This window comes from Labrys okinawensis (assembly GCF_002982075.1).
Lineage (GTDB): Bacteria > Pseudomonadota > Alphaproteobacteria > Rhizobiales > Labraceae > Labrys > Labrys okinawensis_A.
Genome location: NZ_PUEJ01000013.1, coordinates 170,878 through 191,176, shown reverse-complemented (window position 1 = coordinate 191,176; position 20,299 = coordinate 170,878). Strand labels below are relative to the sequence as shown.

Here is a 20,299-nt window from a genome sequence, read left to right as displayed (position 1 = left end):
CCGCTCTGGCGCAGTACGTGCCACAATCAGATGTAGGCGCAGCGAACGGCGTTGCTCCTTTGGATAGGATAACGAAAGTGCCTTCAGCAAATATAATGTAGAAAATCTGCCCGTGAATTCATATTAATGAACATTGTCGGCAAACAGAGAGAAGCTAGGGGAGCTAAAATCTTGCGATATGTCTGTATTTCTTCTTTTGAGGAGTCCATAACTGAAGAGTCGAGGCATTCGGGGTATGACAGTTGCATCTAGGCAATTGATCGAGATTATTGCTGGGAGATGAGAAATGTCCGTTGTTAATTTAGCTGGCGATTTGACGGCAGGGGTTTCGTTGCAAGGGGGGCAATCTCCGAATTCCGGCTCAGTATTCAATTTAGGTGGTCCTGGAAATGTAGTATCAATTGTAGGTTTTTTTGAGCCTTATACTGCATATGTAGATATAAAAGATGATTTTGCAACAGACATCACAGTAGTAAATCTAAATTACAAATCTATAAATATTGATAGTTACTTTTCTATATCAGGAGCGGATTTAAAGGGTAGATTTTATATATCGTCAAGCGCAAATATTGAATTGAACGCTGATGGTGTAAGTAATTTCAGTAATCGGGACCAGTTTTCTGTATTTGCCAAAGGTAGCATCACGTTTAATTTTGGAAACGGAACTGGTTATTTTGAAAATAAAAATGATTTCTATATTAATAATCTGCCGTCTAAAGCGTCGTCTGATTTGAAATTCAATTTCAAATCATTTCGCACAGATGGTGGATGGAGTTTGAGAGGATATTTTGGGGGAGCCTCCACCAATATATATCTGGCAAACAATTCAAAATTGGAAATCAATGTCGGGGAAGGGGACAACAGCGACGCTGAATGGCTCCGGTCCATTTGTGAATGACGGCCTAATCCGTGTCGATCACGCGAGTTTCATTATAAACGGCGCTCTTACTGGCACTAACGGCTATGTGCAACTCGACACAGCTCACGTCACACTGGCTGGTGGAACGGACACAGCTGCAAACCAGATATTCGCCCTCTATGGAGGAAACAACACACTCACCATTCCGGGTGATCAGTTCAAAGGCGTCATTCGAGGTTTCCAACAGGGAGATGCGTTGGATACTGGAATAGCGGGGACCCCGCATTATGATTCACAAACTGGTATTCTGACGATCACCGACGGTTCAGGTTTAGAGCATCGCTTCGATATCGGCACTGGATACAAAGGTGTTTTCTCAGATTCACCAACCGGCGTTATCACCTATGCCGGCTCTCCCGGTCCACTGCCGCCAGAGCCGTTCACCGCATACCTCTGCTATTTGACGGGAACCTCGATCCGTACCTTGAAAGGGGAGGCGACCGTTGAAAGTCTGAAGGTTGGCGATGTGGTTGTCACGGCTTCGGGACAGCAACGCATGATCACTTGGATCGGCCATTGGCTGAGTCGCGCCGATCATAATGAGGAGAGCCATGCCAAAGCATGGCCTTATCGCATTCTGGCTCATGCCTTCGGAGACGATCAACCGCGGCGCGATCTATGGCTGTCTCCCGATCACGCAGTTGCGGTGTCGTGCCTTTCTAATGTGCTGATACCGATAAAGCATCTGGACAACGGGGCGACTGTCTCTCAGGTGCCGATGGACGAAGTCAGTTATTGGCATGTGGAGCTGGAGCGGCATGATCTGCTTCTTGCAGAGAATTTGGCGGCCGAGAGCTTCCTCGACACGGGAGGGAGGGAGGTGATTGGAGTGACCGAATTAGAACGCTCCAAGCATGCTTTCCGTACCGCGAGCGGCCGGCCGCAGGCGAAGCTTCCGCAGCGCAAGACCTGGCAAGAGGATGCTTGCTTGCCGCTCGTAACCGAAGGACCGGTCGTGACGGCAATCCGCGCCCAACTGCTGGAACGAGCAAGAAAACTCGGCTGGTCGCTTTCCGAGCATGCCAAGATTGAGTTCCGGGCGGAAGGAGCTGAGGATGAACTTCAGGTTCACGCATTATCGGAGACGTTCTATCGCCTGACATTCCCAGCTCGCACGCGCGCGATTGTGCTGTCCAGCGCCACCTTCGTCCCGCGTCACGCCGATGTTACGACCCATGACGACCGCTGCCTTGGGGTGCCCTTGCGGCGGCTGGACGTGCAAGACTCCGGGGGGGTCCGCAAAATTCCTCTCGATGATACAGCCCTCATCAAAGGCTTCCATGCCATCCAGGAATGGGCGGGAGACCAATGGCGCTGGACCAACGGCAATGGCATCCTTGCATGCGGCCTTTGGGCAGGAGCCGTCGGGTCGGTTACGCTTGAGATCGAACTTGCTCGCGAGCGAGGGTGGACCCGGGCATGGGTCGAGCCGGGCAATGCGGAGATCGGCGAGAAGCGGCACCAGCAGAAAAATTGACCTTGCGATCCTGCCCCAGACACCGAGGACCTTTACGCAGCTAAATATGGTCCGTACCGTTTTCATTCGGGACAGGCGATGAAAGTTTCCTGGGTGGTGAAGTTGGCGATATTCGCCATGTTGGCCCGGCACAGCAGAACCGGAACCGAATTTGTATATAGTTACCGCTTTGTGGCGCAGAATAGTTCTCTCTATCGCCGGCCTGGTTACGGGAAGCCAAAAATAAAGCGCCGCACCTGTTGGGGGGGTGCGGCGCCCGAATAGAAATCAAACTATGCAATATCCAAAGGCGCAAATACGCCTTCATCTACTCTTTGGTGCTGACAATCGTTACCGAACCGTCGATACGCTTGAACATTTGCCGTGGACGGGCTGCAATCCAAACAATGATTGCCGTTCCATCCATGTCCATCTTTATAAGACGCTTCGTCTCCAAATGCAAGAGTTATGAAACGGGGCGTCTTGAAATTTTCGTGAGGTGAGAAAACTGTGCAGCCCGTGATGGGGTGGGGGGCATTCCGGGTCGAGAGCGTTGGAGGCAGGCCGTTCGGTAATTTTTCGCTGGCGGCACGCGAAGCGATACTGCCATGCAAGGTCAGGTTGATTGAAAACAAGCAGAAATGCGTTTATATATGAGACATTACGTCTAGAATATATTCTTGACATTTATAGGAGTTGTCAGTGGCCATTGCGCAGCAGGCGGCACGACCCGTCGGAAGACCGCGCTGCATGGAAACGCATAAGGCGATTTTGCATGCAGCGGCCGAATTGCTTGAACGCGCTCCCTATCGCGATATTTCGGTCGAACGCATCGCGGCTCTCGCCGGGGTGGGCAAGCAGACCATCTACCGCTGGTATGACAGCAAGGCCGATCTTCTGCTCGACGCCTATCTCGCCCGTTGCACCGAGGTGCTGCCGCCGATGGTCGCCGGTGGCGAGCCCATGATGAATTTCCGCAATTATGTGCGTCGCTTGGCTGAATATCTCAACGATCCGATGATGGAAGGCGCCTCCAGGGCCCTGCTTGCAGAGGCGCAGTTCGAGCGTCCGTTCCGAGAGCGCTTCAGCGAGATTGTCATGAAGCGCCGCCAGGAGATCGCCCGGGCTTTCGTGATCTCGGCCATGCACAAGAAACAGATCCGCGACGACGTCGATCCGGATACTGTGCTCGACCTGATCATGTCGCCGATCTTCCAGCGTTTCCATACCACAGTGACGCCGCCCGATGCGGCCTATGTCGACAAGATCTTCGACATGGTGCTGGCGGGGCTGGCCGTGCGGAACGAGCCTGCGGCTCGCGTTGCTGCGGAATAAGATTACAGAACGACAGCTGGCTGCCTCCGCAGCCATTCTTTTTGAATGTCAGGTGCCGAAAATCTGCTGACGCCCGGCCATCAGCGCGGCCACCTCCTCCGCGGCCAGAGGGGCATAGCCGTGGCTGTCCACGCCGACATCGAGGCTGTAGCCGAAGGGTTCGCCGTCGAGGCGGCCATGCACATGCCCGAACAGATGCCAGGCGCCGCGCCAGGCTCCCGGCCATTCCCGCATCGGGTAATGGCACATCACGATAGTCTGGCCCTTCCAGCGTAGCTCCCTGATCTCGCCGATCGACCGCAAGCGCCCGGTCGATTCCAGCTTGGCTTGGTCGTCATGATTGCCGAGGACAAGGTGGATCTGGCCATTGAGGCGTTCCAGATAGGCTTCGGCGGGCTTGCCCGCGCGAAAGCTGAAATCGCCGATGTGGTAGACCACGTCGTTGGGCGCGACCTTACCGTTCCAGCGCGCGATCAAGGCTTCGTCCATCGCCTCGACACTGTCGAAGGGGCGCTTGCACAGGCGGATGATGGATTCATGGCCGAAATGCGTATCGGCGGTGAAGAAGAGCTTGCTCATTGGTGCGTCCATCGAGCGGCAGTGGCCGTCTTGCTTAGAACGGTCGGCCACCCCAAACCATCGGACGGCGGTGCCGCCCCTTGTCATGCCCGGGTTTGACCCGGGCATCCAGAGCCTTGGCAATCAGACCGGTGAGGGGCAGACTGGATTGCCGGGTCAAGCCCGGCAACAATAAGGGTCGAGCCGTCACGGCGCAGGAAGGCGCTTGCCGAACTAGCGCCGCAGATCCGGTGGGGTCGCTTCCTTGACCAGTTCGGCGATCGCCTCATCCAGCGGCAGCACCGATTGCGCCTGCGAGCCGAGACGGCGGATCGAGACGGTGCGCTCGGCCCCTTCCTTCTTGCCGAGGGCGAAGATCACGGGGGTCTTGGCGAGGGAATGCTCGCGCACCTTGTAGTTGATCTTCTCGTTGCGCAGGTCGATTTCCGCGCGCAGCCCCGCGGCCCTGAGGGCGGCGACGACCTCTTGGGCATAATCGTCGGCATCCGAGGTGATGGTGCACACCATCACCTGCTCGGGCGCCAGCCAGAGCGGGAAATGGCCTGCATGGTTCTCGATTAGGATGCCGAGGAAGCGCTCCATCGAGCCGCAGATGGCGCGATGGATCATCACCGGCGTCTTCTTCTCGCCGTCCGAATCCACGAAGAAGGCGCCGAAGCGCTCCGGCAGGTTGAAGTCGACCTGCGTGGTGCCGCACTGCCAGTCGCGGCCGATGGCATCCTTCAGGGTGTATTCGAATTTCGGCCCGTAGAAGGCGCCTTCGCCCGGATTGATGCCGGTCTTGATGCGCCCGCCGGACTGCTCCTCGATCTCACCAAGCACCCGCATCATCACTTCTTCGGCGCGATCCCACAATTCGTCGGAACCGACGCGCTTCTCCGGCCGGGTCGAGAGCTTGACCACGATCTCGTCGAAGCCGAAATCGGCATAGGTCGACAGGATGAGATCGTTGATCTTCAGGCATTCGGCCGCCATCTGCTCGTCGGTGCAGAAGATGTGGGCATCGTCCTGGGTGAAGCCGCGCACGCGCATCAGGCCGTGCAGGGCGCCCGAGGGCTCGTAGCGATGCACGGCGCCGAATTCGGCAAGGCGCATCGGCAGGTCGCGGTAAGATTTCAGGCCATGCTTGAAGATCTGCAGGTGGCCCGGGCAGTTCATCGGCTTGATGGCGAAGACGCGGTCGTCATCCGTGTCCTCGCCAGCGGATTTCGCCATGAACATGTTCTCGCGGTACCAGCCCCAATGGCCGGAGATCTCCCACAGATGTTTGTCGAGCAGCTGCGGGGCATTGACCTCCTTGTAATCGGCCTTCAGGCGCCGGCGCATATAAGCGATCAGCTCCTGGAAGACGGTCCAGCCCTTGCCGTGCCAGAACACCACGCCAGGCCCTTCCTCCTGGAAGTGGAACAGGTCCATCTCCCGTCCCAGGCGGCGATGGTCGCGCTTTTCGGCTTCCTCGATCTGCTTCAGATAGGCGTCCAGCTCCTCCTGGTTGCGCCAGGCGGTGGCATAGATGCGGGTCAGCATCGGATTGTTCGAGTCGCCGCGCCAATAGGCGCCGGCCACCTTCATCAGCTTGAAGGCGGTACCGATCTGGCCGGTCGAGACCATATGCGGCCCGCGGCAGAGATCGAACCAGTTGTCCTGGTAATAGATCTTCAAATCCTGATCGGCAGGGATCGCCTCGACCAGTTCGACCTTGAACTTCTCGCCCTTGTCGGCGAACACCTGCTTGGCCTTGTCACGGCTCCAGATCTCGCGGGTGAAGGGGGCATTGCGGGCGATGATCTCGCGCATCTTCGCCTCGATCTTCGGGAAATCTTCCGAAGAGAAGGGCTCGTCGCGATAGAAATCGTAATAGAAGCCGTTCTCGATCACCGGGCCGATGGTGACCTGGGTGTCGGGCCAGAGCGACTGCACGGCCTCGGCCATGACATGGGCGGCATCGTGCCGGATCAGCTCCAGCGCTTCCGGGCTCTCGCGGGTGACGATCTCGATGCGGGCGTCGCGACCGATCTCCTCGGCGAGGTCGGTCAGTACCCCGTCGAGCTTCATGGCGATGGATTTCTTGGCGAGGGATTTGGAGATGCCCTCGGCAACCGCTTTGCCGGTCACGCCGGCATCGTAGGAACGCTGATTGCCATCAGGGAAAGTCAAAACAGGCATAGGTTTCTCCAGGCTCACTCCTGCCAACCAAGCAGGTAAGCGATTTCAGGTGATTGGAGGGCTTACTGGCCCTCATCGCAGGTAAAGGGCCGCCGGCGGCGATAGCGCCACGGTCTATACCAGCTCGTGTCGGCGGGCAATCGTTCCGGCACGGGATCGAGGCCTGATCCGCCCCAGGGATGGCAGCGGCAGATCCGGGCGAGGCCCATCCAGCCGCCGGCCCATAGGCCGTGGCGCTCGATCGCCTCGTCCGCATATTCCGAGCAGCTCGGAAAATAACGGCATTGCCGCCCGATCAGAGCCGACAGCGTGACCTGATAGGTCCGGATGACAAGATGTGCCGCGGTGCGAGGCCAAGTCATGACAAGGGACGGCCCATGACGAGAGGTGACAGGGTCGAAGCCCTTCCGGGCTCGGTCTGGATCAGAGTTCGAGGGCGATATCGGTCTGGAATGTCTCGACGATCTCGATCATACGCCGAACCTGGTCGAAGGCCGATTGCAGCCTTTCCTCCAACTCGATGAGTTCGTTGAGAGAGGTGACGGTGAACTTGGCTCCCCGCAGGAATTCGCTGCGCTTGAGGGACAGGCTGCGGTCCGCCCAGATGGATTTATAGGCGAGCACCAGTTCATCGGGATAACCCTTGAACAGGGCGGCGAGATCCTTGTCCGTTTCGATACGACTATGAACTTCGAATTTCTTGCCGCCGATCAGCCCCGACTTGACGTTTCGCCGCAGGATCAGTTTCAACATGGTGCCCCCGTCCTTACCTAAACGCGCTGCTCATTTCCGGAAAAACCGGCAAGTTCAAGAGCAGAATGGGGCTTTTCCGTCACAATTCGCAAGGGGCAGGGGGTAAATCATGAAATCGCAGGCTTCCAGCCTGCTCTAGGAAACGCCGAAATCGGAGTGTCGACCTCCAGGTCGAAATCATTCAAAGTCGCCGTTTCCAAGAGTGTCGATCTGGAGATCGACACTCTTTTGCAAGGCTCACTCCGCCGCCTTGCCCTTGGCTTCGATACTGTCGAAGGCCGAGACGACAGCGTCGAAAGTGAGCAGGGTGGAGGCGTGCCGCGCCTTGAAGTCGCGCACCGGTTCCAGCACCGCGGCTTCGGCGAAACGCCCCTCGGGGGGCGGGCCGTTCTCCTTGAGCATGCGGCGCATGGTATCGCGCGCCGCGCGCAATTCGTCTGCGCTCGCGCCGATGATGTTGCGGGCCATGATGGAGGAGGAGGCCTGCCCGAGGGCGCAGGCCTTCACGATATGGGCGAAATCGGAGACCTTGCCGTCTTCGACCGCCAGCTCCACCGAGACGGTGGAACCGCACAGTTTGGAATGGGCCGTGGCTGCGGCATCTGCGCGCGGCAGATGGCCGATGCGCGGAATATTGGCTGCCAATTCGAGGATACGTTTATTATAGACGTCGTCGAGCATGGGTGGACGCTTGATTGTATGCGCTTCGTTCTCAACTATATAGGCATGAATGGGTCGGTTGGGGAGGGGTGTTCTCCAGGCCGGTATGATCTAAACCCGCAGGGTGGATTTTGACGATCTGTCTTGGCGGTGGGAGTAGTTTTTGATGGATGCATTGGTGGACAAGCCTGCGGCCAAGTTGGAACGTGATGACGCGATCCGCGCCCCGCTGCCTCGCCCGACGCGCAAGGAGGCCGAAGCCGCCGTGCGGACGCTGATCCAGTGGGCCGGCGACGATCCGGATCGCGAAGGGCTGGTCGACACGCCCAAGCGGGTGGTCAAGGCCTGGCGGGAGATGTTCAAGGGCTACGAGCACGATGCCGGCGAAGAACTCGACACGGTCTTCGAGGAAGTCGGCGGCTATGACGATATGGTGCTGGTGCGCGACATTCCGTTTTATTCGCATTGCGAACACCACATCGTGCCGATCCTGGGCCATGCCCATATTGCCTATTATCCGAGCGGCGGCGTCGTCGGTCTGTCCAAGCTGGCGCGGGTGGTGGAAATCTATGCACGCCGCCTGCAGACGCAGGAACATCTCACCGCCAACGTCACCCAGGCCATCGAGGAGCGCCTCAAACCGCGCGGCTTGGCCGTGATGCTGGAAGCCGAGCATATGTGCATGGCCATGCGCGGCATCCAGAAACAGGGGATCTCCACGGTGACGACCGGATTCACCGGTATCTTCAAGTCGGATCCGCAACAGCAGATGCACTTCCTGAGCTTGGTACAGCGCGCCTATAAGGCGCGCTGAGCGATACCCGGCGGCAGGGCTGCTTCTCACGAACGGTGCCGTTCGGCGTCCGGACGTCTTATTCCCTTCATGGGTGTGCCGCACGCTGGACAGCATGTGGCATGGATCGTGCACGGGCTGGGGCAGCCACATCTCGAAGGAGTAGCGATGATGCTGCAATCGACCGAGCTCAAGGCGCTTTTCCCGCAAGCCGGGGATATCCCTGCCGAATTCCGCCTTCCGGGCGAGATCCACCAGGACAGCGTGCTGGTGAATGGGCAGTTGCTGGCTTGGACCGGCGAGAGGCAGAGCGTGATCTCGCCCATTCATCTGCGCGACGGGGAGGGGCGATTGCAGCCCGTCAAGCTCGGCTCGATTCCCGTCGGCGGCATCGCCGAGGCCGACGCTGCATTGGCGGCCGCCGTCGGCGCCTACGATAATGGCCGTGGCGCCTGGCCGACGATGCGGGTCGCCGACCGGATCGCCTGCATGCTGGATTTCATCCGCCAGATGGTGGCGCGCCGCGGCGAGATCGTGCGGCTGATCATGTGGGAGATCGCCAAGTCGCTGCCGGATGCGGAGAAGGAGTTCGATCGCACCGTCGACTATATGCGCGCCACCGTCGATGCCGTGCGCAATCTCGACAATGAGAATTCACGCTTCCAGATCGTCGAGGGCACGATCGGCCAGATCCGCCGCACGCCTCTGGGTGTCGTGCTGTGCATGGGTCCCTACAATTATCCGCTGAACGAGACCTTCGCCACGCTGATCCCGGCCCTGATCATGGGCAACACTCTGGTGTTCAAGCCGCCGCGTTTCGGTGTCCTGCTGTTCGAGCCGCTGATGGAGGCGTTCCGCAGCGCTTTCCCGCCGGGCGTGGTCAATTTCGTTTACGGCAAGGGCGCAGAAATCGTGCCGCATCTGCTGGAGTCGGGGAAGGTGAACGCGCTCACCCTGATCGGTTCCAGCAAGGTCGCCGACCATCTCAAGAAGCTGCACCCCAAGACCAACCGGCTGCGTGCCATTCTCGGCCTCGACGCCAAGAATGCCGCCATCGTGCTGGCCGATGCCGATCTGGAACTGGCGGTGAAGGAATGCCTGGCAGGCGCATTGTCCTTCAATGGCCAGCGCTGCACGGCGCTGAAGATGCTGATCGTGCACCGCTCCATCGTCGACCGCTTCCTGGAGCGCTTCACCGAGGAACTCGCCAAGCTCAAGATCGGCATGCCCTGGGACAAGGGTGTCAGCATCACGCCGCTGCCCGACAGGGCCAAGACGGACTATATGAAGGCCTGTGTCGAGGATGCCGTGGCCAAGGGTGCCAAAGTGATCAATGCGGGCGGCGGGGACGAGGTCGAGACGCTGTTCCGGCCGGCGGTGGTCTATCCAGTCGCCGAAGGCATGAAGCTCTATCGCGAGGAGCAGTTCGGGCCGATCGTACCGGTGATGCCGTTCGACGACATCGAGACGGCGCTCGACTATGTCATCACCTCCGAGCATGGCCAGCAGGTCAGTATCTTCTCCTCCAGCGCCGACGATATCGGCACCCTAGTGGATCCGCTGGTGAACCAGGTCTGCCGGGTCAACATCAACTGCCAGTGCCAGCGCGGGCCGGACGTCTTCCCCTTCACCGGCCGCAAGGATTCGGCCGAGGGTACGCTCTCGGTCACCGATGCGCTGCGCTCCTTCTCGATCCGGTCGATGATCGCGGCCAAGCAGACCGAGCCCAGCAAGAAACTGCTCGACGAGATCACGCGCAGCCACAAGTCGAAGTTCATCCATACGGATTTCATCTTCTGAGCCCGTGCAAATCTTGCCACCCGTTCCGCGAGTATCCGCATGACGACCTCGTTCCCCGCGCCCGGCGACAAGACCTCCCTTGAGGAAGGCCTTGTCTTCACGCCGAAATTCGACCGTGACGGCCTGATCACCGTGGTGACGCTCGGTGCCGAGCATGGCGAGGTGCTGATGGTCGCGCATATGAACGCGCAATCCCTGGCCCGCACGCTGGAGACCGGCGAGGCCTGGTACTGGTCGCGCTCGCGCCAGGCGCTCTGGCGCAAGGGCGAAACGTCGGGGCAATTGCAGCGTGTGGTGGAATTGCGCACCGATTGCGACCAGGACGCCCTGGTCATGCGCGTCGAAGTCGGTGGCGATGGCGGCTGTTGCCACACCGGCCGCCATTCCTGCTTCTACCGCGTGGTGCAGAGCGAGGATGGCGGGCCGGCACGGCTGGTGATGGCGGAATAGTGCCAGCCTGCAAAAAGACTGACCAATCGAAGATGGGCGGCCCTGGGATCGCCAGCATCCTGCTGGCTCTTCCCCTCCAACAAGCGCTGCGTTTCCAAGAGCTAGCAGGATGCTGGCGGTCCCAGGAAGTGTCTTCCCAGCAGGGTACACACCCTCCGTTCACTTCTCCACGAAAGCCTTGAGGCGGGCGAAGGCGGCATCCCACTGCGCGGAGACTTCGTCGAGATAGGAGCGGGCGGCCTCGATCGGTTCCGGGCGATAGGCAAACTGGGTCTCGCGGCCGACACGAAGGCTGGAGACCAGTCCCGCTCCTTCCAGGACGTGGAGATGCTTGGTGATGGCCTGGCGCGTCAGGCGCGTGTCGGTCGACAGCTTGGCGATCGATTGCGCCTGTCCGCCGCTGAGCCGGCCAAGCAGGGAGAGCCGGGTCGGATCTCCCAGCGCGGCGAAGGTGGCCGCGTGATCCTGGGCCGGCGGTGCGATATCAATTCTCGACATGGGCTTTGATGTTTTTCACCTGTTCCGCCCAGCCGCCGTCGTTCATGCGGAAGGCTTCGGCCCGGCGGTGGGCAGGAATGGCATCGAAACCCGACTCGATTACGCTGAGATGCGTCCCTGTCCCTTCCGGCCGCAGATGAAATTCGACCAGAGTCGGCTTTTCCTTCGAATAGTCGACATCCGGATCGACGGCATAGGGATGCCAGGTGAAGGAGAACAGGCGGGGCTTGTCCATGCTGACGATCTTGGCTTCCCAGGCGACATGCTCATAACCGGGATAGGTGATGTGACCGCGCGAGATCTGGCCGGGCACGAAAGGCCCGTCCAGCTTGACTCGGAACCACGTGCCGAATTCCTCGTGATCGGTCAGGGCACGCCACACACGCTCGACGGGCGCGTTCAGCTCGATGGTCTTTTCGATACGATCTGACATAATTGCAACCTCCTGGTTGCCTATGTATGTCAGATCGCAGCGCATTGCGCAACCATTTGGTTGCTTGACTTGCGATTTCTCAGCTGGTGCGTTTCATGCTGAGGACGGCGAGGAAGCTGATGATCGCGGCCGCGCTGACATAATAACCTACCCAGGGCAGGCCGCCCTTCTGCAGCAGAATCTGTGCCAGATAGGGCGCGAGCGAGGCGCCCAGAATGCCGCCGAGATTATAGGCGCTGGAGGCGCCGGTGTAGCGCACCTTGGTGGGGAACAGGTCGGGAAGGAGGGCTCCGAGCGGCGCGAAGGTCAGCCCCATCAGCGCCAGCGACAGCGACAAATAGGCAAGGACCTCGAAGCTGTTGCCGCTGCCGAGCAGGACGGGCAGACAGAAACCCGAGGCCGCCGCCAGCGCGCTGGAGATCAGCAGGACTGGGCGGGCGCCGAAGCGGTCGGACAGGGCGGCCGAGATCGGCGTGGCGATCGCCATGAAGATGACGGCAATGCAGAGCAGGCCGAGGAAGTCGCTGCGTGAAATATGCAGCGTGTTGACGCCATAGCCCAGGGCGAAGACGGTGGAGATGTAGAACAGGGCGTAGCACACCACGATGGCGAGGGAGCCCTGGATCAGTGGCACCCAATGGTCCCTGAGCACCTCGAGCAAGGGCACCTCGACGCGCTCGTTACGGGCCATGGCCGCGCGGAACTCCGGCGTTTCGCTGATGGAGACGCGCAGATAGAGGCCGATGGCCACCAGTGCGGCGCTGATCAGGAAGGGGATACGCCAGCCCCAGGAGAGGAAGCTCGCCTCGCTGAGGAACATCAGGAGGACGAGGAACAGGCCGTTGGCCATGAAGAAGCCGATCGGCGGCCCGAGCTGGGGGAACATGCCGAACCAGGAGCGCCGTCCCTGCGGGGCGTTCTCGGTGGCGAGCAGGGCCGCGCCGCCCCATTCACCGCCAAGGCCGATGCCCTGGCCGAAGCGCAGGATGCACAACAGCAGGGGGGCCAGGAAGCCGGCCTGCTCGTAGGTCGGCAACGCGCCGATCAGTGTGGTCGACAGGCCCATGACCAGCATGGAGGCGACCAGGGTGGATTTGCGGCCGATGCGATCGCCGAAATGGCCGAACAGGATGGAGCCGATCGGGCGGGCAAGAAAGGCGATGCCGAAAGTGAGGAAGGCGTTGAGGGCCTGCGATCCGGGCGCCGTCGACGGGAAGAAGGTCTGCCCGATCACCAGGGCCGCGGCCGTCCCGTAGATGTAGAAATCGTAGAACTCGATCGTGGTGCCCACCAGGCTCGCCAGCACGATGCGGCCGATTCCGCCCGGCACTGCCTGGGCTCCACCGGAGCCCGCAGCAGAGTTGGCTTCAGCGTTTCCTGCCATCTTATTTTCCGTCTATTAATTGTGAAATATCGCGAGAGACGTGATTCGGCGAAAGGGCCGAAGCATTCGGGTTATCGCGCCCTCCGCCGGGAAGTGAAACAGGAAACGCAAATGTCTGCCAAAGATGATGTGACGATCGCTTTCTATGCTGAACAGGCGAGCGCCTACACCACGCGCGGACAAGTGGCGCAGAAACGGCGGCTCGATCAGTTTCTCTCGCATATCGGTCCGGGCGGAGCCATACTGGAACTTGGCTGTGGCGCGGGACAGGACAGCGAATACATGCTGGCAGGCGGCTTCGACGTCACGCCGACTGACGGCACTCCGGAAATTGCGTATGCCGCCGCCAAACGACTGGGCCGGCCGGTCGAGGTGCTGCTGTTCGAGAACATCGAGGCGCGTGACGTCTATGACGGCGTCTGGGCCAACGCCTGCCTGCTCCATGTGCCGCGCGCCGAACTGCCGGCAATCATCGGCAGGGTCCACCGGGCCTTGAAACCCGGCGGCGTTTTCCACGCCAGCTTCAAAGCCGGCGAGGCGGAGGGCAGGGATCAGTTCGGCCGCTATTATAATTATCCTTCGGCGACGTGGCTCGAGCAGGCCTACCGGCTCGGCCCCTGGGAGAGCGTCGGCATCGAGGCGGCCAAGGGCGGCGGCTATGACAACAAGCCGACCGACTGGCTTTTTGTTCTGGCCCACAAGGCCGGACGCTGACACAGCTGGCGCGCTGGGCGCGGAACCCGATAGCCGAAGCTATACTATTTGCTCTGGCCTTACGGCAGCCTCCGGGAGTAGGGACCTCGCATCGGCACAGACCTTTGCGGAAGGGCTGCGCATGAACCAGGAACCATCATGAATCGCGCCCAGAAAGCCGCTCTAGGCAGTGCCGGCATCGGCCTCGTCGTCCTCGCGCTCAAATTCGGCGCCTATTGGGTGACGGGCTCGCTCGCGCTCTATTCGGATGCCCTGGAGAGCATCATCAACGTGGTTGCGGCGGGCGCCGCCTTCATCGCCCTACGGGTGGCCTCCAAGCCCGCCGATGGCGGCCACCCCTATGGTCACCACAAGGCCGAATATTTCTCCGCCGTGATCGAGGGGGTGATGATCGTGCTGGCGGCGATCCTCATCCTGGTGAAGGCCTATGACGGCATTCTCGCGCCCAGGGCCCTCGAAATGCCGCTGCTGGGCCTGGTGGTGAACGCCGTGGCGACCGCGATCAATCTCGGCTGGGCCTTGACACTGCTGCGCTGGGGACGGGCCTGGCGCTCGCCGGCCCTCGCGGCCGACGGCCGGCATGTGATGACCGATGTTTGGTCGTCCGGCGGCGTCCTGATCGGCGTTGCCCTCGTGGCCGTGACGGGCTGGCTCATCCTCGACCCGATCCTGGCGGCGATCGTCGCCGTCAACATTCTGTGGTCGGGCTGGGTGATGATCCGCGATTCCGTGTCCAGCCTGATGGATGCCTCGGCGCCACCGGAAATTCTCGACCAGATCGCCAAGATCATCGCCACCCACAGCGAGGGCGCGCAGGAGGCGCACGATGTCCGGACCCGCCAGGTCGGCAGCGTCATCTTCATCGATTTCCACCTTGTGGTGCAGGGCACGATGTCGGTGACCGAGTCGCACGCCATCTGCGACCGCATCGAGCTGGCGCTGCGGCAGGCGATCGAAGGCGCGCGGGTGACCATCCATGTCGAGCCGGAGGAAAAGGCCAAGCACAAGGGCGTGCCCGTCCTGCTGGCCTCCTGAGGCTGCGAGCCTATCGGCGCCGCTTTTGCTGGTGGAAACACGCCGGACTTCCAATGCCGCGCCACGACTGCAAAGTGAGTGCCAATAAACCGTGGGTCCGCGATCAGGCCTGGCGCGCCTGCCGCAGCATGGCGCGCACGATCATCCGGTGGAAGGGCAGCACCGCGGCGAGATAGGCGCGGCCGAGACGATTGTGGGTGAGGACGAGCGTGGTCAGCGTGATGCGCTGGCGCTCGGGCCGCCGCGTCACGTCGATCACAACCCGAAAATCGAGATGGCTGTCGTCGAAACCGGCGACCAGCCGGTCCGGTGTCTGGCTGAGCACCGGAAAGATGCCGAGGGCTCCAAGTCCGGCCGGAGAGGACGGCGGGCGGGTATGCAGGCCGAGGGGCGCGACGACGAGGTTCCTGAGAGCAAGAAGCATGGCGACCCAGCGCGGCGAGCGGGCCATGATACGCTCGGCGGCGCCTCTCGCCTCGAGTTTCGGCAGGGCGATATCCAATGCATAGGCGTCGGCGAATTGCGCGCCGGGAAGAAGGCCGGCAAGAGCGGCGTCGGGGGCGACGGCAATGGTGTTCATGGAAACGATGCTCCACGCGCTCCAAGGTCTGGGCGGAATGGAGCGATGACGCCGAATATAGAGCCGCCGAGGACGAGGGGCGCGTGCCGCGATGTCGCACGCGCCCGTGGAGCTCAGACCATGTCGGGCAGCGGGGCTTCCTCAGGGGCCGGCGCCGACGGCAGCACGATGACCTTGGTGCCAACGGGAACGCGGTTATAGAGGTCGATGATGTCCTGGTTCATCAGGCGGACGCAACCCGAGGACACCTTGGTGCCGATGGTCGCCGGATTGGTGGTGCCGTGCAGGCGATAGAGCGTGTCGCGGCCGTCGCGGTAGAGATAGAGCGCGCGGGCGCCGAGCGGGTTGTCGACGCCGCCCGGCATGCCGTTGCGATAGGGCTCGTTCAGTTCGGGATCGCGGCGGATCATGTCCGGCGTCGGGGTCCAGCGCGGCCATTCGGCCTTGCGGGCGATGGTGGCCTCGCCCTGGAAGTTGAACGCCTCGGTCTTGCCGACGCCGACGCCGTAGCGGATCGCCCGGCCGTTCTCCTGAACAAGATAGAGGAAACGCTGGTTCGGGTCGACGACGATGGTGCCGGGCTGCTCTGCGGTCTCGTAGGGAACCTCGCGGCGCCAATATTTCGGCGGCACTTTGGCGAGGTTCACGGCCTGGACGGGAAAGCGATCATCCTCGATGCCTCCGTAGAGGGAGACATAGTAGGGATCAGGCGTAAAGGCAGCTTGCTGTAAATTGGCATGTCTCTGGCTGCCTCCCGTTGCGCAACTGGCAAGAAAAAGCGGTGCGCCCAGAAGAAGTATGCGTCGCGTCAGTATCATTTCGACCCCGAATATCCAGTACCGTGTTCCAATGGCAGCTATGAGCCAGCAAATCCGAGGAGCGGTTGCTCCGATGAATTGGGCGATAGAGGCGCATTGCGGCAGGATTGCGCACCGAATCCGGGGTGAAGGCCAGGGACGGTAAAAGCGCACGCAACTGTGATCGAATGGCAACAGAATTGCGGGCGGAGGCGTCGATTCTTCCCGTGCTCCGGGCCGGGCGTCACTCAGCGTGCGACCACCTCGATGTCGCCGTCATGGCCGGCCTTGACGTCGAACTCGCGCGTGTAGACCCGGCCTTCGTGGCGGGCCACCACGGTATAGTTGCCCTCGGCCAGGATCAGGGAGGGAAAGGCGCCGATGGATTCGCGGATGACGTCGCCGCCCGGCGTCAGCACCGACCAGGCCGTATTGGCGATCGCTTCGCCGCCGGCCTGGCTGACCAGCTTGAGCGTCAGCGTTGCCGCCATCTGGTGGAAGGTGGCCTCCGTCAATTTGCCGGTGCCGATCGAGATTTCGGCGGAGACGGTGGCATTGGAGTCGCCATAGGTGCATTCGACGAAATAGCGTCCCTCGGGCAGGCGCAGGATGCTGGTGGCCGGAACTCCTTCGGCGATGAGCCGGCGTTCGCCGGTGGGCTGGATCACCATGACGCGTGCGGTCAATTGCTCGGGCGGGATCGGCTTGTCGAGCACCGAGGCTTCGATCTGCAGGCCGCCCGCCTTGATCACCAGTCCTTGCCGCACGGGCGCCTTGTCCACCTCGATTTCCTTGGTCGCGGCAGCGAGGCCATAGGCGACGTGAACGACATAGCGCCCGGGTGCCAGCGAGAATTCCGGGGCCGGCTCCTCGGACTCGGCCATCTTCACCGCATCCGCCTCGCCTTTGCCGAGGCGGAACACCCGCCATTTCAGGCCCGATGGGATCGGCGCGCCTTTTTCGGCGAAACTGGCGGAGAGTTCGACCTTGCGTGTGACGGCCGACTCCCCGGGCGCAGCCTGGGCAGGTGCCTGCGGTGCCGCCGCGGGGGTGGCGGCGGGACTCGGCGGCGTCTGCGCGGCCGCAGGCAGGACCGTCAGGGCGCCCGCCAGCAGAAGGGCCGGGGTCTTGGAGATCGAGGTCTTGAAGATCGAAGTCTTGGCAATCATGGCCGCCACGATTCACGGAAAGGCGGCGATTTCAAGCCCCATCTTCACGGTGTGGTTCGTCATCGCCCTGCTTGGCCGAGGATAAGGTTCCGGACAGATCCTGGATCTGGCGCTGAGCGCGCTCCGCCCGGGCGGCGGCCAGGATCGCGGCGAGCAGTCCGGGAAAGCGCGATTCGATGTCGTGGGCACGCAGTGTGATCAGGCGATGCGTGCCCATCGCACGCGTGCGCGTCAGGCCGGCCTCGCGCAGACGGACATAGTGATAGGTCAAATTGGTCTTGGAACTCAGGCCGTTGAAGGCGGAGCAATTCTGCTCGCCATCCTCGAAGAGGCCGAGGATGATATCACGGCGAATGGGATCGCTGAGCGCTTCGAGGACCGTCGTCAACTCGATCTGATCGGTCTCCGGGTGAAAGATCGTCTTGGCCATGACAGTGACATATCGACTGAATTCCGTTGGTTCAAGACTCATTGAACTCGTTGACAGGAATGGGGAGCGAGTCCATAAGTTCAATAATCATTGAACTTATGGACTCGCTATGTATCGCACCCTGGCCTGGCTGGCACTGGGCGCCTTCGCCATCGGCAGCGAAGGCCTGATGATTGCCGGCATCCTGCCGCGTATCGCCGAGGATCTCGGCATTCCGGTCGCCCATGCCGGTCACCTCGTCACCATTTTTGCGCTTGCCTACGCGGTGGGCTCGCCCCTCATCGCGGTGGCGACGGCGCGCTGGGAACGCCGCACCCTCCTGATCACGGCCATGGCCGTGTTCAGCCTCGCCAATCTCGCTGCGGCGTTCGCCACCGGCTTTCTCACTTTGGCGGCAAGCCGCATCGTGCTGGCGCTATCGGCTGGGACCTTCATGCCGGCTGCCTTTGCCTATGGGGCGATGTCGGTCGAGCCGGCCAAGCGCGGGCGGGCCCTGTCCTTCATCTATACCGGCATGACCGTGGCGCTGGTGATCGGCGTGCCCTTGGGGACCGCCATCGCCGCGCATCTGGGCTGGCGGGCGACATTCGGCATGGTCGCCGCCATGAGCCTGCTGGTGCTGGCCGGCATCGTGCTGAAACTGCCGGCCGTGTCGGGACCGCCGGCGCCGGGACTCGCCGATCGCCTGGCCGTGGCCCGTCGTTCCGATGTGCTGGAAGTCATCGGCCTGACGGTCGTGGTCCTGGCCGGTGCCTTCGGGGTGTACACCTTCATCGGAGCCTATCTGGAGACCGTGCTGGGCGCCTCGCCCGAAGCAGTTGCCGGCTTCCTCATCCTGGCTGGCCTGGCGGGAGCCGCCGGCAATACATTGGGCGGCCATGCGGCCGACCGCTGGAACCACCGGCGCTTCCTGGCTATCGTCCTCACCGTCCTGGTCGCGAGTTTCGGCGTGCTGCCGCTGATCCCGGCGTTCCTGCCGGGGCTTGGCGGCTGGGTCGGAGCCGGGCTGGTACTGGTGCTGTGGGGCCTTTTTGGCTGGGCTTTTCCGGCGGTGCAGCAGGTGCGCCTGCTTGCCATCGACCCGCGCCTGGCCTCGGTCCTGCTGGCGCTGAATGCCTCGGCCATCTATCTCGGCACCGCGGCCGGGGCGGCTATCGGCGCCGTGGTGGTCGAACGCTATTCGGTCCAGGCCGTCGGCTGGGTGGGAGCGGCCACCGAGGTGCTGGCGCTCGTCTTTCTGCTGGCGACACCCTATCGCCCGGCGCGGGAGGCGCCGGCGGGCGGGGAGGTCAGCACTGTCGCCCGCGCGGATGCGGCGGAATGATCCTGCCGCATTCCAGTGCCTCCTAGATACGGGACTGCGCTGGGAATGAGCCCAATGGCTTACGATCCCGGGTCTGCACTGCAGATCCCGGGTCAGCACTGCAGATCCCGGCTCTGTGCCGCACCCCGCGTGCTGCGGTGCGGCCGCGTGAGCCACTACCCGCCGCAAGGGAATGAGCGAAAACCTCTTTTTTATCAGCGAGATGGCCGCGATTGCGTAACCGCATCCCGCAATCGCCTATCGCAAAGATGGGGAGGACTCGCGCTTATCGCGCCGGAAGTCCTACCCAAGGCCAGCCTCAGGGCTTATGTGAGCGTTCGTCTCCTCGGGCAAGGCGCGTTTGATCAAGATGCCGCCTCGCTCCAACGCCGCGCTTTGACGCGGCTTTGCGGGTTCGGCGCAGGTGCCGGATCGCAATGCAATGGGAATGTACGCCATGGATGCAATCGAGCTTCTGAAGACCCGCCGGTCGGTGCCCCCGGCGCTGTTGTCCGAACCGGGACCGGACGCCGTACAGCTCGAGACCCTGCTTGCCATCGCCACGCGCGTGCCGGATCATGGCAAGCTTCATCCCTGGCGTTTCGTGATCTATCAGGGCGCAGCGCGCGAGAAGGCAGGGCAGGTGGTCTATGATGCCTTCATGACCGCCTGTCCCGACGCGGACGAGGCGGCCCGCAAGAAGGAATCGACCCGCTTCACCCTGGCGCCGCTGGTGATCGGCGTGGTCTCCACCGCCGCCAACCACGTGAAGATCCCGCTGTGGGAGCAGGAATTATCGGCGGGAGCGGTCTGCGAGAATCTCGTGATCGCCGCCCATGCGCTGGGCTTTGGCGCGAGCTGGCTCACGGGCTGGATGGCCTATGACGAAAGGGTGCTCGCCAAGCTGGGCATCGGCTCGCATGAAAAGCTTGCCGGCTTCGTGCATATCGGCACGCCCCGGGAAGCCGTACCGGACCGGCCCCGCCCCAAGCTCGAAGATCTCGTCACTTTCTATGGTCAGAACGCAGGTAATTAATTACCACAT

22 protein-coding genes are annotated in these 20,299 nt (G+C 61.7%); 10 read left to right on the top strand and 12 right to left on the bottom strand.

The features are described 5' to 3' along the window. The first annotated feature begins 286 nt into the window (after window positions 1-286). The 3 genes from C5L14_RS30165 (at window position 287) to C5L14_RS27250 (ending at window position 3,710) form a co-directional block, all read left to right on the top strand. The gene (locus C5L14_RS30165) at window positions 287-898 is read left to right on the top strand and encodes a hypothetical protein (protein WP_146127035.1); all 612 of its coding nucleotides are present in this window, start codon (window positions 287-289) and stop codon (window positions 896-898) included. Further along, window positions 843-2,396, top strand: a complete 1,554-nt coding sequence (locus tag C5L14_RS27255; protein WP_105865204.1) for a Hint domain-containing protein — start codon at window positions 843-845, stop codon at window positions 2,394-2,396. The genes C5L14_RS30165 and C5L14_RS27255 overlap by 56 nt, the downstream gene beginning before the upstream one ends. 729 nt (window positions 2,397-3,125) lie before the next feature. Continuing rightward, the gene (locus tag C5L14_RS27250; protein WP_105865203.1) at window positions 3,126-3,710 is read left to right on the top strand and encodes a TetR/AcrR family transcriptional regulator; all 585 of its coding nucleotides are present in this window, start codon (window positions 3,126-3,128) and stop codon (window positions 3,708-3,710) included. 48 nt (window positions 3,711-3,758) lie between these two features. Here C5L14_RS27250 and C5L14_RS27245 read toward each other — a convergent pair whose 3' ends face one another. From C5L14_RS27245 to C5L14_RS27225, 5 genes are all read right to left on the bottom strand, one after another. After that, entirely contained in the window at window positions 3,759-4,289 is a 531-nt protein-coding gene (locus tag C5L14_RS27245; RefSeq protein ID WP_105865202.1) for a metallophosphoesterase family protein, read from the bottom strand. A 213-nt stretch (window positions 4,290-4,502) separates the two neighbouring features. After that, on the bottom strand, window positions 4,503-6,455 hold the full coding sequence (gene thrS / locus C5L14_RS27240) for a threonine--tRNA ligase (protein ID WP_105865201.1): 1,953 nt from the start codon (window positions 6,453-6,455) through the stop codon (window positions 4,503-4,505). Between the two features lie 62 nt (window positions 6,456-6,517). Then, on the bottom strand, window positions 6,518-6,817 hold the full coding sequence (yidD, locus tag C5L14_RS27235) for a membrane protein insertion efficiency factor YidD (protein ID WP_105865200.1): 300 nt from the start codon (window positions 6,815-6,817) through the stop codon (window positions 6,518-6,520). Between the two features lie 61 nt (window positions 6,818-6,878). Next, window positions 6,879-7,208, bottom strand: coding sequence for a hypothetical protein (locus C5L14_RS27230; protein WP_105865199.1), 330 nt, complete (start codon window positions 7,206-7,208; stop codon window positions 6,879-6,881). Between the two features lie 237 nt (window positions 7,209-7,445). Then, on the bottom strand, window positions 7,446-7,889 hold the full coding sequence (locus C5L14_RS27225; RefSeq protein ID WP_105865198.1) for an iron-sulfur cluster assembly scaffold protein: 444 nt from the start codon (window positions 7,887-7,889) through the stop codon (window positions 7,446-7,448). 145 nt (window positions 7,890-8,034) lie between these two features. On the opposite strand from C5L14_RS27225, the gene folE reads away from it, so the two are divergent. The 3 genes from folE (at window position 8,035) to hisI (ending at window position 10,911) form a co-directional block, all read left to right on the top strand. Then, window positions 8,035-8,682, top strand: coding sequence for a GTP cyclohydrolase I FolE (folE, locus tag C5L14_RS27220; RefSeq protein WP_105865197.1), 648 nt, complete (start codon window positions 8,035-8,037; stop codon window positions 8,680-8,682). Window positions 8,683-8,829: 147 nt separating this feature from the next. Beyond that, window positions 8,830-10,461, top strand: a complete 1,632-nt coding sequence (locus C5L14_RS27215) for an NADP-dependent glyceraldehyde-3-phosphate dehydrogenase (RefSeq protein WP_245443605.1) — start codon at window positions 8,830-8,832, stop codon at window positions 10,459-10,461. 39 nt (window positions 10,462-10,500) lie between these two features. After that, window positions 10,501-10,911 (top strand): phosphoribosyl-AMP cyclohydrolase, encoded by a 411-nt coding sequence (gene hisI / locus C5L14_RS27210; protein ID WP_105865196.1) that lies wholly within the window; start codon window positions 10,501-10,503, stop codon window positions 10,909-10,911. Window positions 10,912-11,070: 159 nt separating this feature from the next. On the opposite strand, the gene C5L14_RS27205 is transcribed toward hisI, so the two are convergent. The 3 genes from C5L14_RS27205 to C5L14_RS27195 form a co-directional block, all read right to left on the bottom strand. Next, the gene (locus C5L14_RS27205; protein ID WP_105865195.1) at window positions 11,071-11,409 is read right to left on the bottom strand and encodes an ArsR/SmtB family transcription factor; all 339 of its coding nucleotides are present in this window, start codon (window positions 11,407-11,409) and stop codon (window positions 11,071-11,073) included. Further along, window positions 11,396-11,842 carry an SRPBCC family protein gene (locus C5L14_RS27200; protein WP_105865194.1) on the bottom strand — a complete coding sequence of 149 codons (447 nt, stop codon included), beginning with the start codon at window positions 11,840-11,842 and terminating at the stop codon, window positions 11,396-11,398. Before C5L14_RS27200 ends, C5L14_RS27205 begins: the two co-directional genes overlap by 14 nt. 79 nt (window positions 11,843-11,921) lie before the next feature. Further along, window positions 11,922-13,226, bottom strand: a complete 1,305-nt coding sequence (locus tag C5L14_RS27195; protein ID WP_105865193.1) for an MFS transporter — start codon at window positions 13,224-13,226, stop codon at window positions 11,922-11,924. A 111-nt stretch (window positions 13,227-13,337) separates the two neighbouring features. On the opposite strand from C5L14_RS27195, the gene C5L14_RS27190 reads away from it, so the two are divergent. Further along, entirely contained in the window at window positions 13,338-13,940 is a 603-nt protein-coding gene (locus tag C5L14_RS27190; protein WP_105865192.1) for a class I SAM-dependent methyltransferase, read from the top strand. 138 nt (window positions 13,941-14,078) lie between these two features. Continuing rightward, on the top strand, window positions 14,079-14,975 hold the full coding sequence (locus tag C5L14_RS27185) for a cation diffusion facilitator family transporter (protein ID WP_105865191.1): 897 nt from the start codon (window positions 14,079-14,081) through the stop codon (window positions 14,973-14,975). Window positions 14,976-15,078: 103 nt separating this feature from the next. On the opposite strand, the gene C5L14_RS27180 is transcribed toward C5L14_RS27185, so the two are convergent. The 4 genes from C5L14_RS27180 to C5L14_RS27165 form a co-directional block, all read right to left on the bottom strand. Further along, window positions 15,079-15,555: a DUF2867 domain-containing protein gene (locus C5L14_RS27180; RefSeq protein WP_105865190.1), complete on the bottom strand. Its 477-nt coding sequence runs from the start codon at window positions 15,553-15,555 to the stop codon at window positions 15,079-15,081. Between the two features lie 113 nt (window positions 15,556-15,668). Next, a complete protein-coding gene (locus C5L14_RS27175) occupies window positions 15,669-16,373 on the bottom strand; it encodes a L,D-transpeptidase (protein WP_105865189.1) in 705 nt (234 codons plus the stop codon). Between the two features lie 227 nt (window positions 16,374-16,600). Continuing rightward, window positions 16,601-17,521: a hypothetical protein gene (locus C5L14_RS27170; protein WP_105865188.1), complete on the bottom strand. Its 921-nt coding sequence runs from the start codon at window positions 17,519-17,521 to the stop codon at window positions 16,601-16,603. 31 nt (window positions 17,522-17,552) lie between these two features. Beyond that, window positions 17,553-17,951: an ArsR/SmtB family transcription factor gene (locus C5L14_RS27165; protein ID WP_105865187.1), complete on the bottom strand. Its 399-nt coding sequence runs from the start codon at window positions 17,949-17,951 to the stop codon at window positions 17,553-17,555. Window positions 17,952-18,060: 109 nt separating this feature from the next. Here C5L14_RS27165 and C5L14_RS27160 point away from each other — a divergent pair, with 109 nt between their 5' ends. Together C5L14_RS27160 and C5L14_RS27155 are read left to right on the top strand one after the other, a co-directional pair. After that, a complete protein-coding gene (locus tag C5L14_RS27160) occupies window positions 18,061-19,275 on the top strand; it encodes an MFS transporter (RefSeq protein ID WP_105865186.1) in 1,215 nt (404 codons plus the stop codon). A gap of 436 nt (window positions 19,276-19,711) precedes the next feature. Continuing rightward, complete coding sequence (locus C5L14_RS27155) at window positions 19,712-20,290, top strand: nitroreductase family protein (RefSeq protein WP_105865185.1); 579 nt, start codon at window positions 19,712-19,714, stop codon at window positions 20,288-20,290. Window positions 20,291-20,299: the final 9 nt, after the last annotated feature.

Coding starts and splice junctions, on each gene's coding strand:
- C5L14_RS27180 (WP_105865190.1), bottom strand. CDS start 15,555: ATGAACACCATTGCCGTCGCCCCCGACGCCGCTCTTGCCGGCCTTCTT.
- C5L14_RS27215 (WP_245443605.1), top strand. CDS start 8,830: ATGATGCTGCAATCGACCGAGCTCAAGGCGCTTTTCCCGCAAGCCGGG.
- folE (WP_105865197.1), top strand. CDS start 8,035: ATGGATGCATTGGTGGACAAGCCTGCGGCCAAGTTGGAACGTGATGAC.
- C5L14_RS27155 (WP_105865185.1), top strand. CDS start 19,712: ATGGATGCAATCGAGCTTCTGAAGACCCGCCGGTCGGTGCCCCCGGCG.
- C5L14_RS27190 (WP_105865192.1), top strand. CDS start 13,338: ATGTCTGCCAAAGATGATGTGACGATCGCTTTCTATGCTGAACAGGCG.
- C5L14_RS27170 (WP_105865188.1), bottom strand. CDS start 17,521: ATGATTGCCAAGACTTCGATCTTCAAGACCTCGATCTCCAAGACCCCG.
- hisI (WP_105865196.1), top strand. CDS start 10,501: ATGACGACCTCGTTCCCCGCGCCCGGCGACAAGACCTCCCTTGAGGAA.
- C5L14_RS27205 (WP_105865195.1), bottom strand. CDS start 11,409: ATGTCGAGAATTGATATCGCACCGCCGGCCCAGGATCACGCGGCCACC.
- C5L14_RS27185 (WP_105865191.1), top strand. CDS start 14,079: ATGAATCGCGCCCAGAAAGCCGCTCTAGGCAGTGCCGGCATCGGCCTC.
- yidD (WP_105865200.1), bottom strand. CDS start 6,817: ATGACTTGGCCTCGCACCGCGGCACATCTTGTCATCCGGACCTATCAG.
- C5L14_RS30165 (WP_146127035.1), top strand. CDS start 287: ATGTCCGTTGTTAATTTAGCTGGCGATTTGACGGCAGGGGTTTCGTTG.
- C5L14_RS27195 (WP_105865193.1), bottom strand. CDS start 13,226: ATGGCAGGAAACGCTGAAGCCAACTCTGCTGCGGGCTCCGGTGGAGCC.
- C5L14_RS27225 (WP_105865198.1), bottom strand. CDS start 7,889: ATGCTCGACGACGTCTATAATAAACGTATCCTCGAATTGGCAGCCAAT.
- C5L14_RS27200 (WP_105865194.1), bottom strand. CDS start 11,842: ATGTCAGATCGTATCGAAAAGACCATCGAGCTGAACGCGCCCGTCGAG.
- C5L14_RS27245 (WP_105865202.1), bottom strand. CDS start 4,289: ATGAGCAAGCTCTTCTTCACCGCCGATACGCATTTCGGCCATGAATCC.
- C5L14_RS27160 (WP_105865186.1), top strand. CDS start 18,061: ATGTATCGCACCCTGGCCTGGCTGGCACTGGGCGCCTTCGCCATCGGC.
- C5L14_RS27165 (WP_105865187.1), bottom strand. CDS start 17,951: ATGGCCAAGACGATCTTTCACCCGGAGACCGATCAGATCGAGTTGACG.
- C5L14_RS27175 (WP_105865189.1), bottom strand. CDS start 16,373: ATGATACTGACGCGACGCATACTTCTTCTGGGCGCACCGCTTTTTCTT.
- C5L14_RS27230 (WP_105865199.1), bottom strand. CDS start 7,208: ATGTTGAAACTGATCCTGCGGCGAAACGTCAAGTCGGGGCTGATCGGC.
- C5L14_RS27250 (WP_105865203.1), top strand. CDS start 3,126: ATGGAAACGCATAAGGCGATTTTGCATGCAGCGGCCGAATTGCTTGAA.
- thrS (WP_105865201.1), bottom strand. CDS start 6,455: ATGCCTGTTTTGACTTTCCCTGATGGCAATCAGCGTTCCTACGATGCC.
- C5L14_RS27255 (WP_105865204.1), top strand. CDS start 843: ATGTCGGGGAAGGGGACAACAGCGACGCTGAATGGCTCCGGTCCATTT.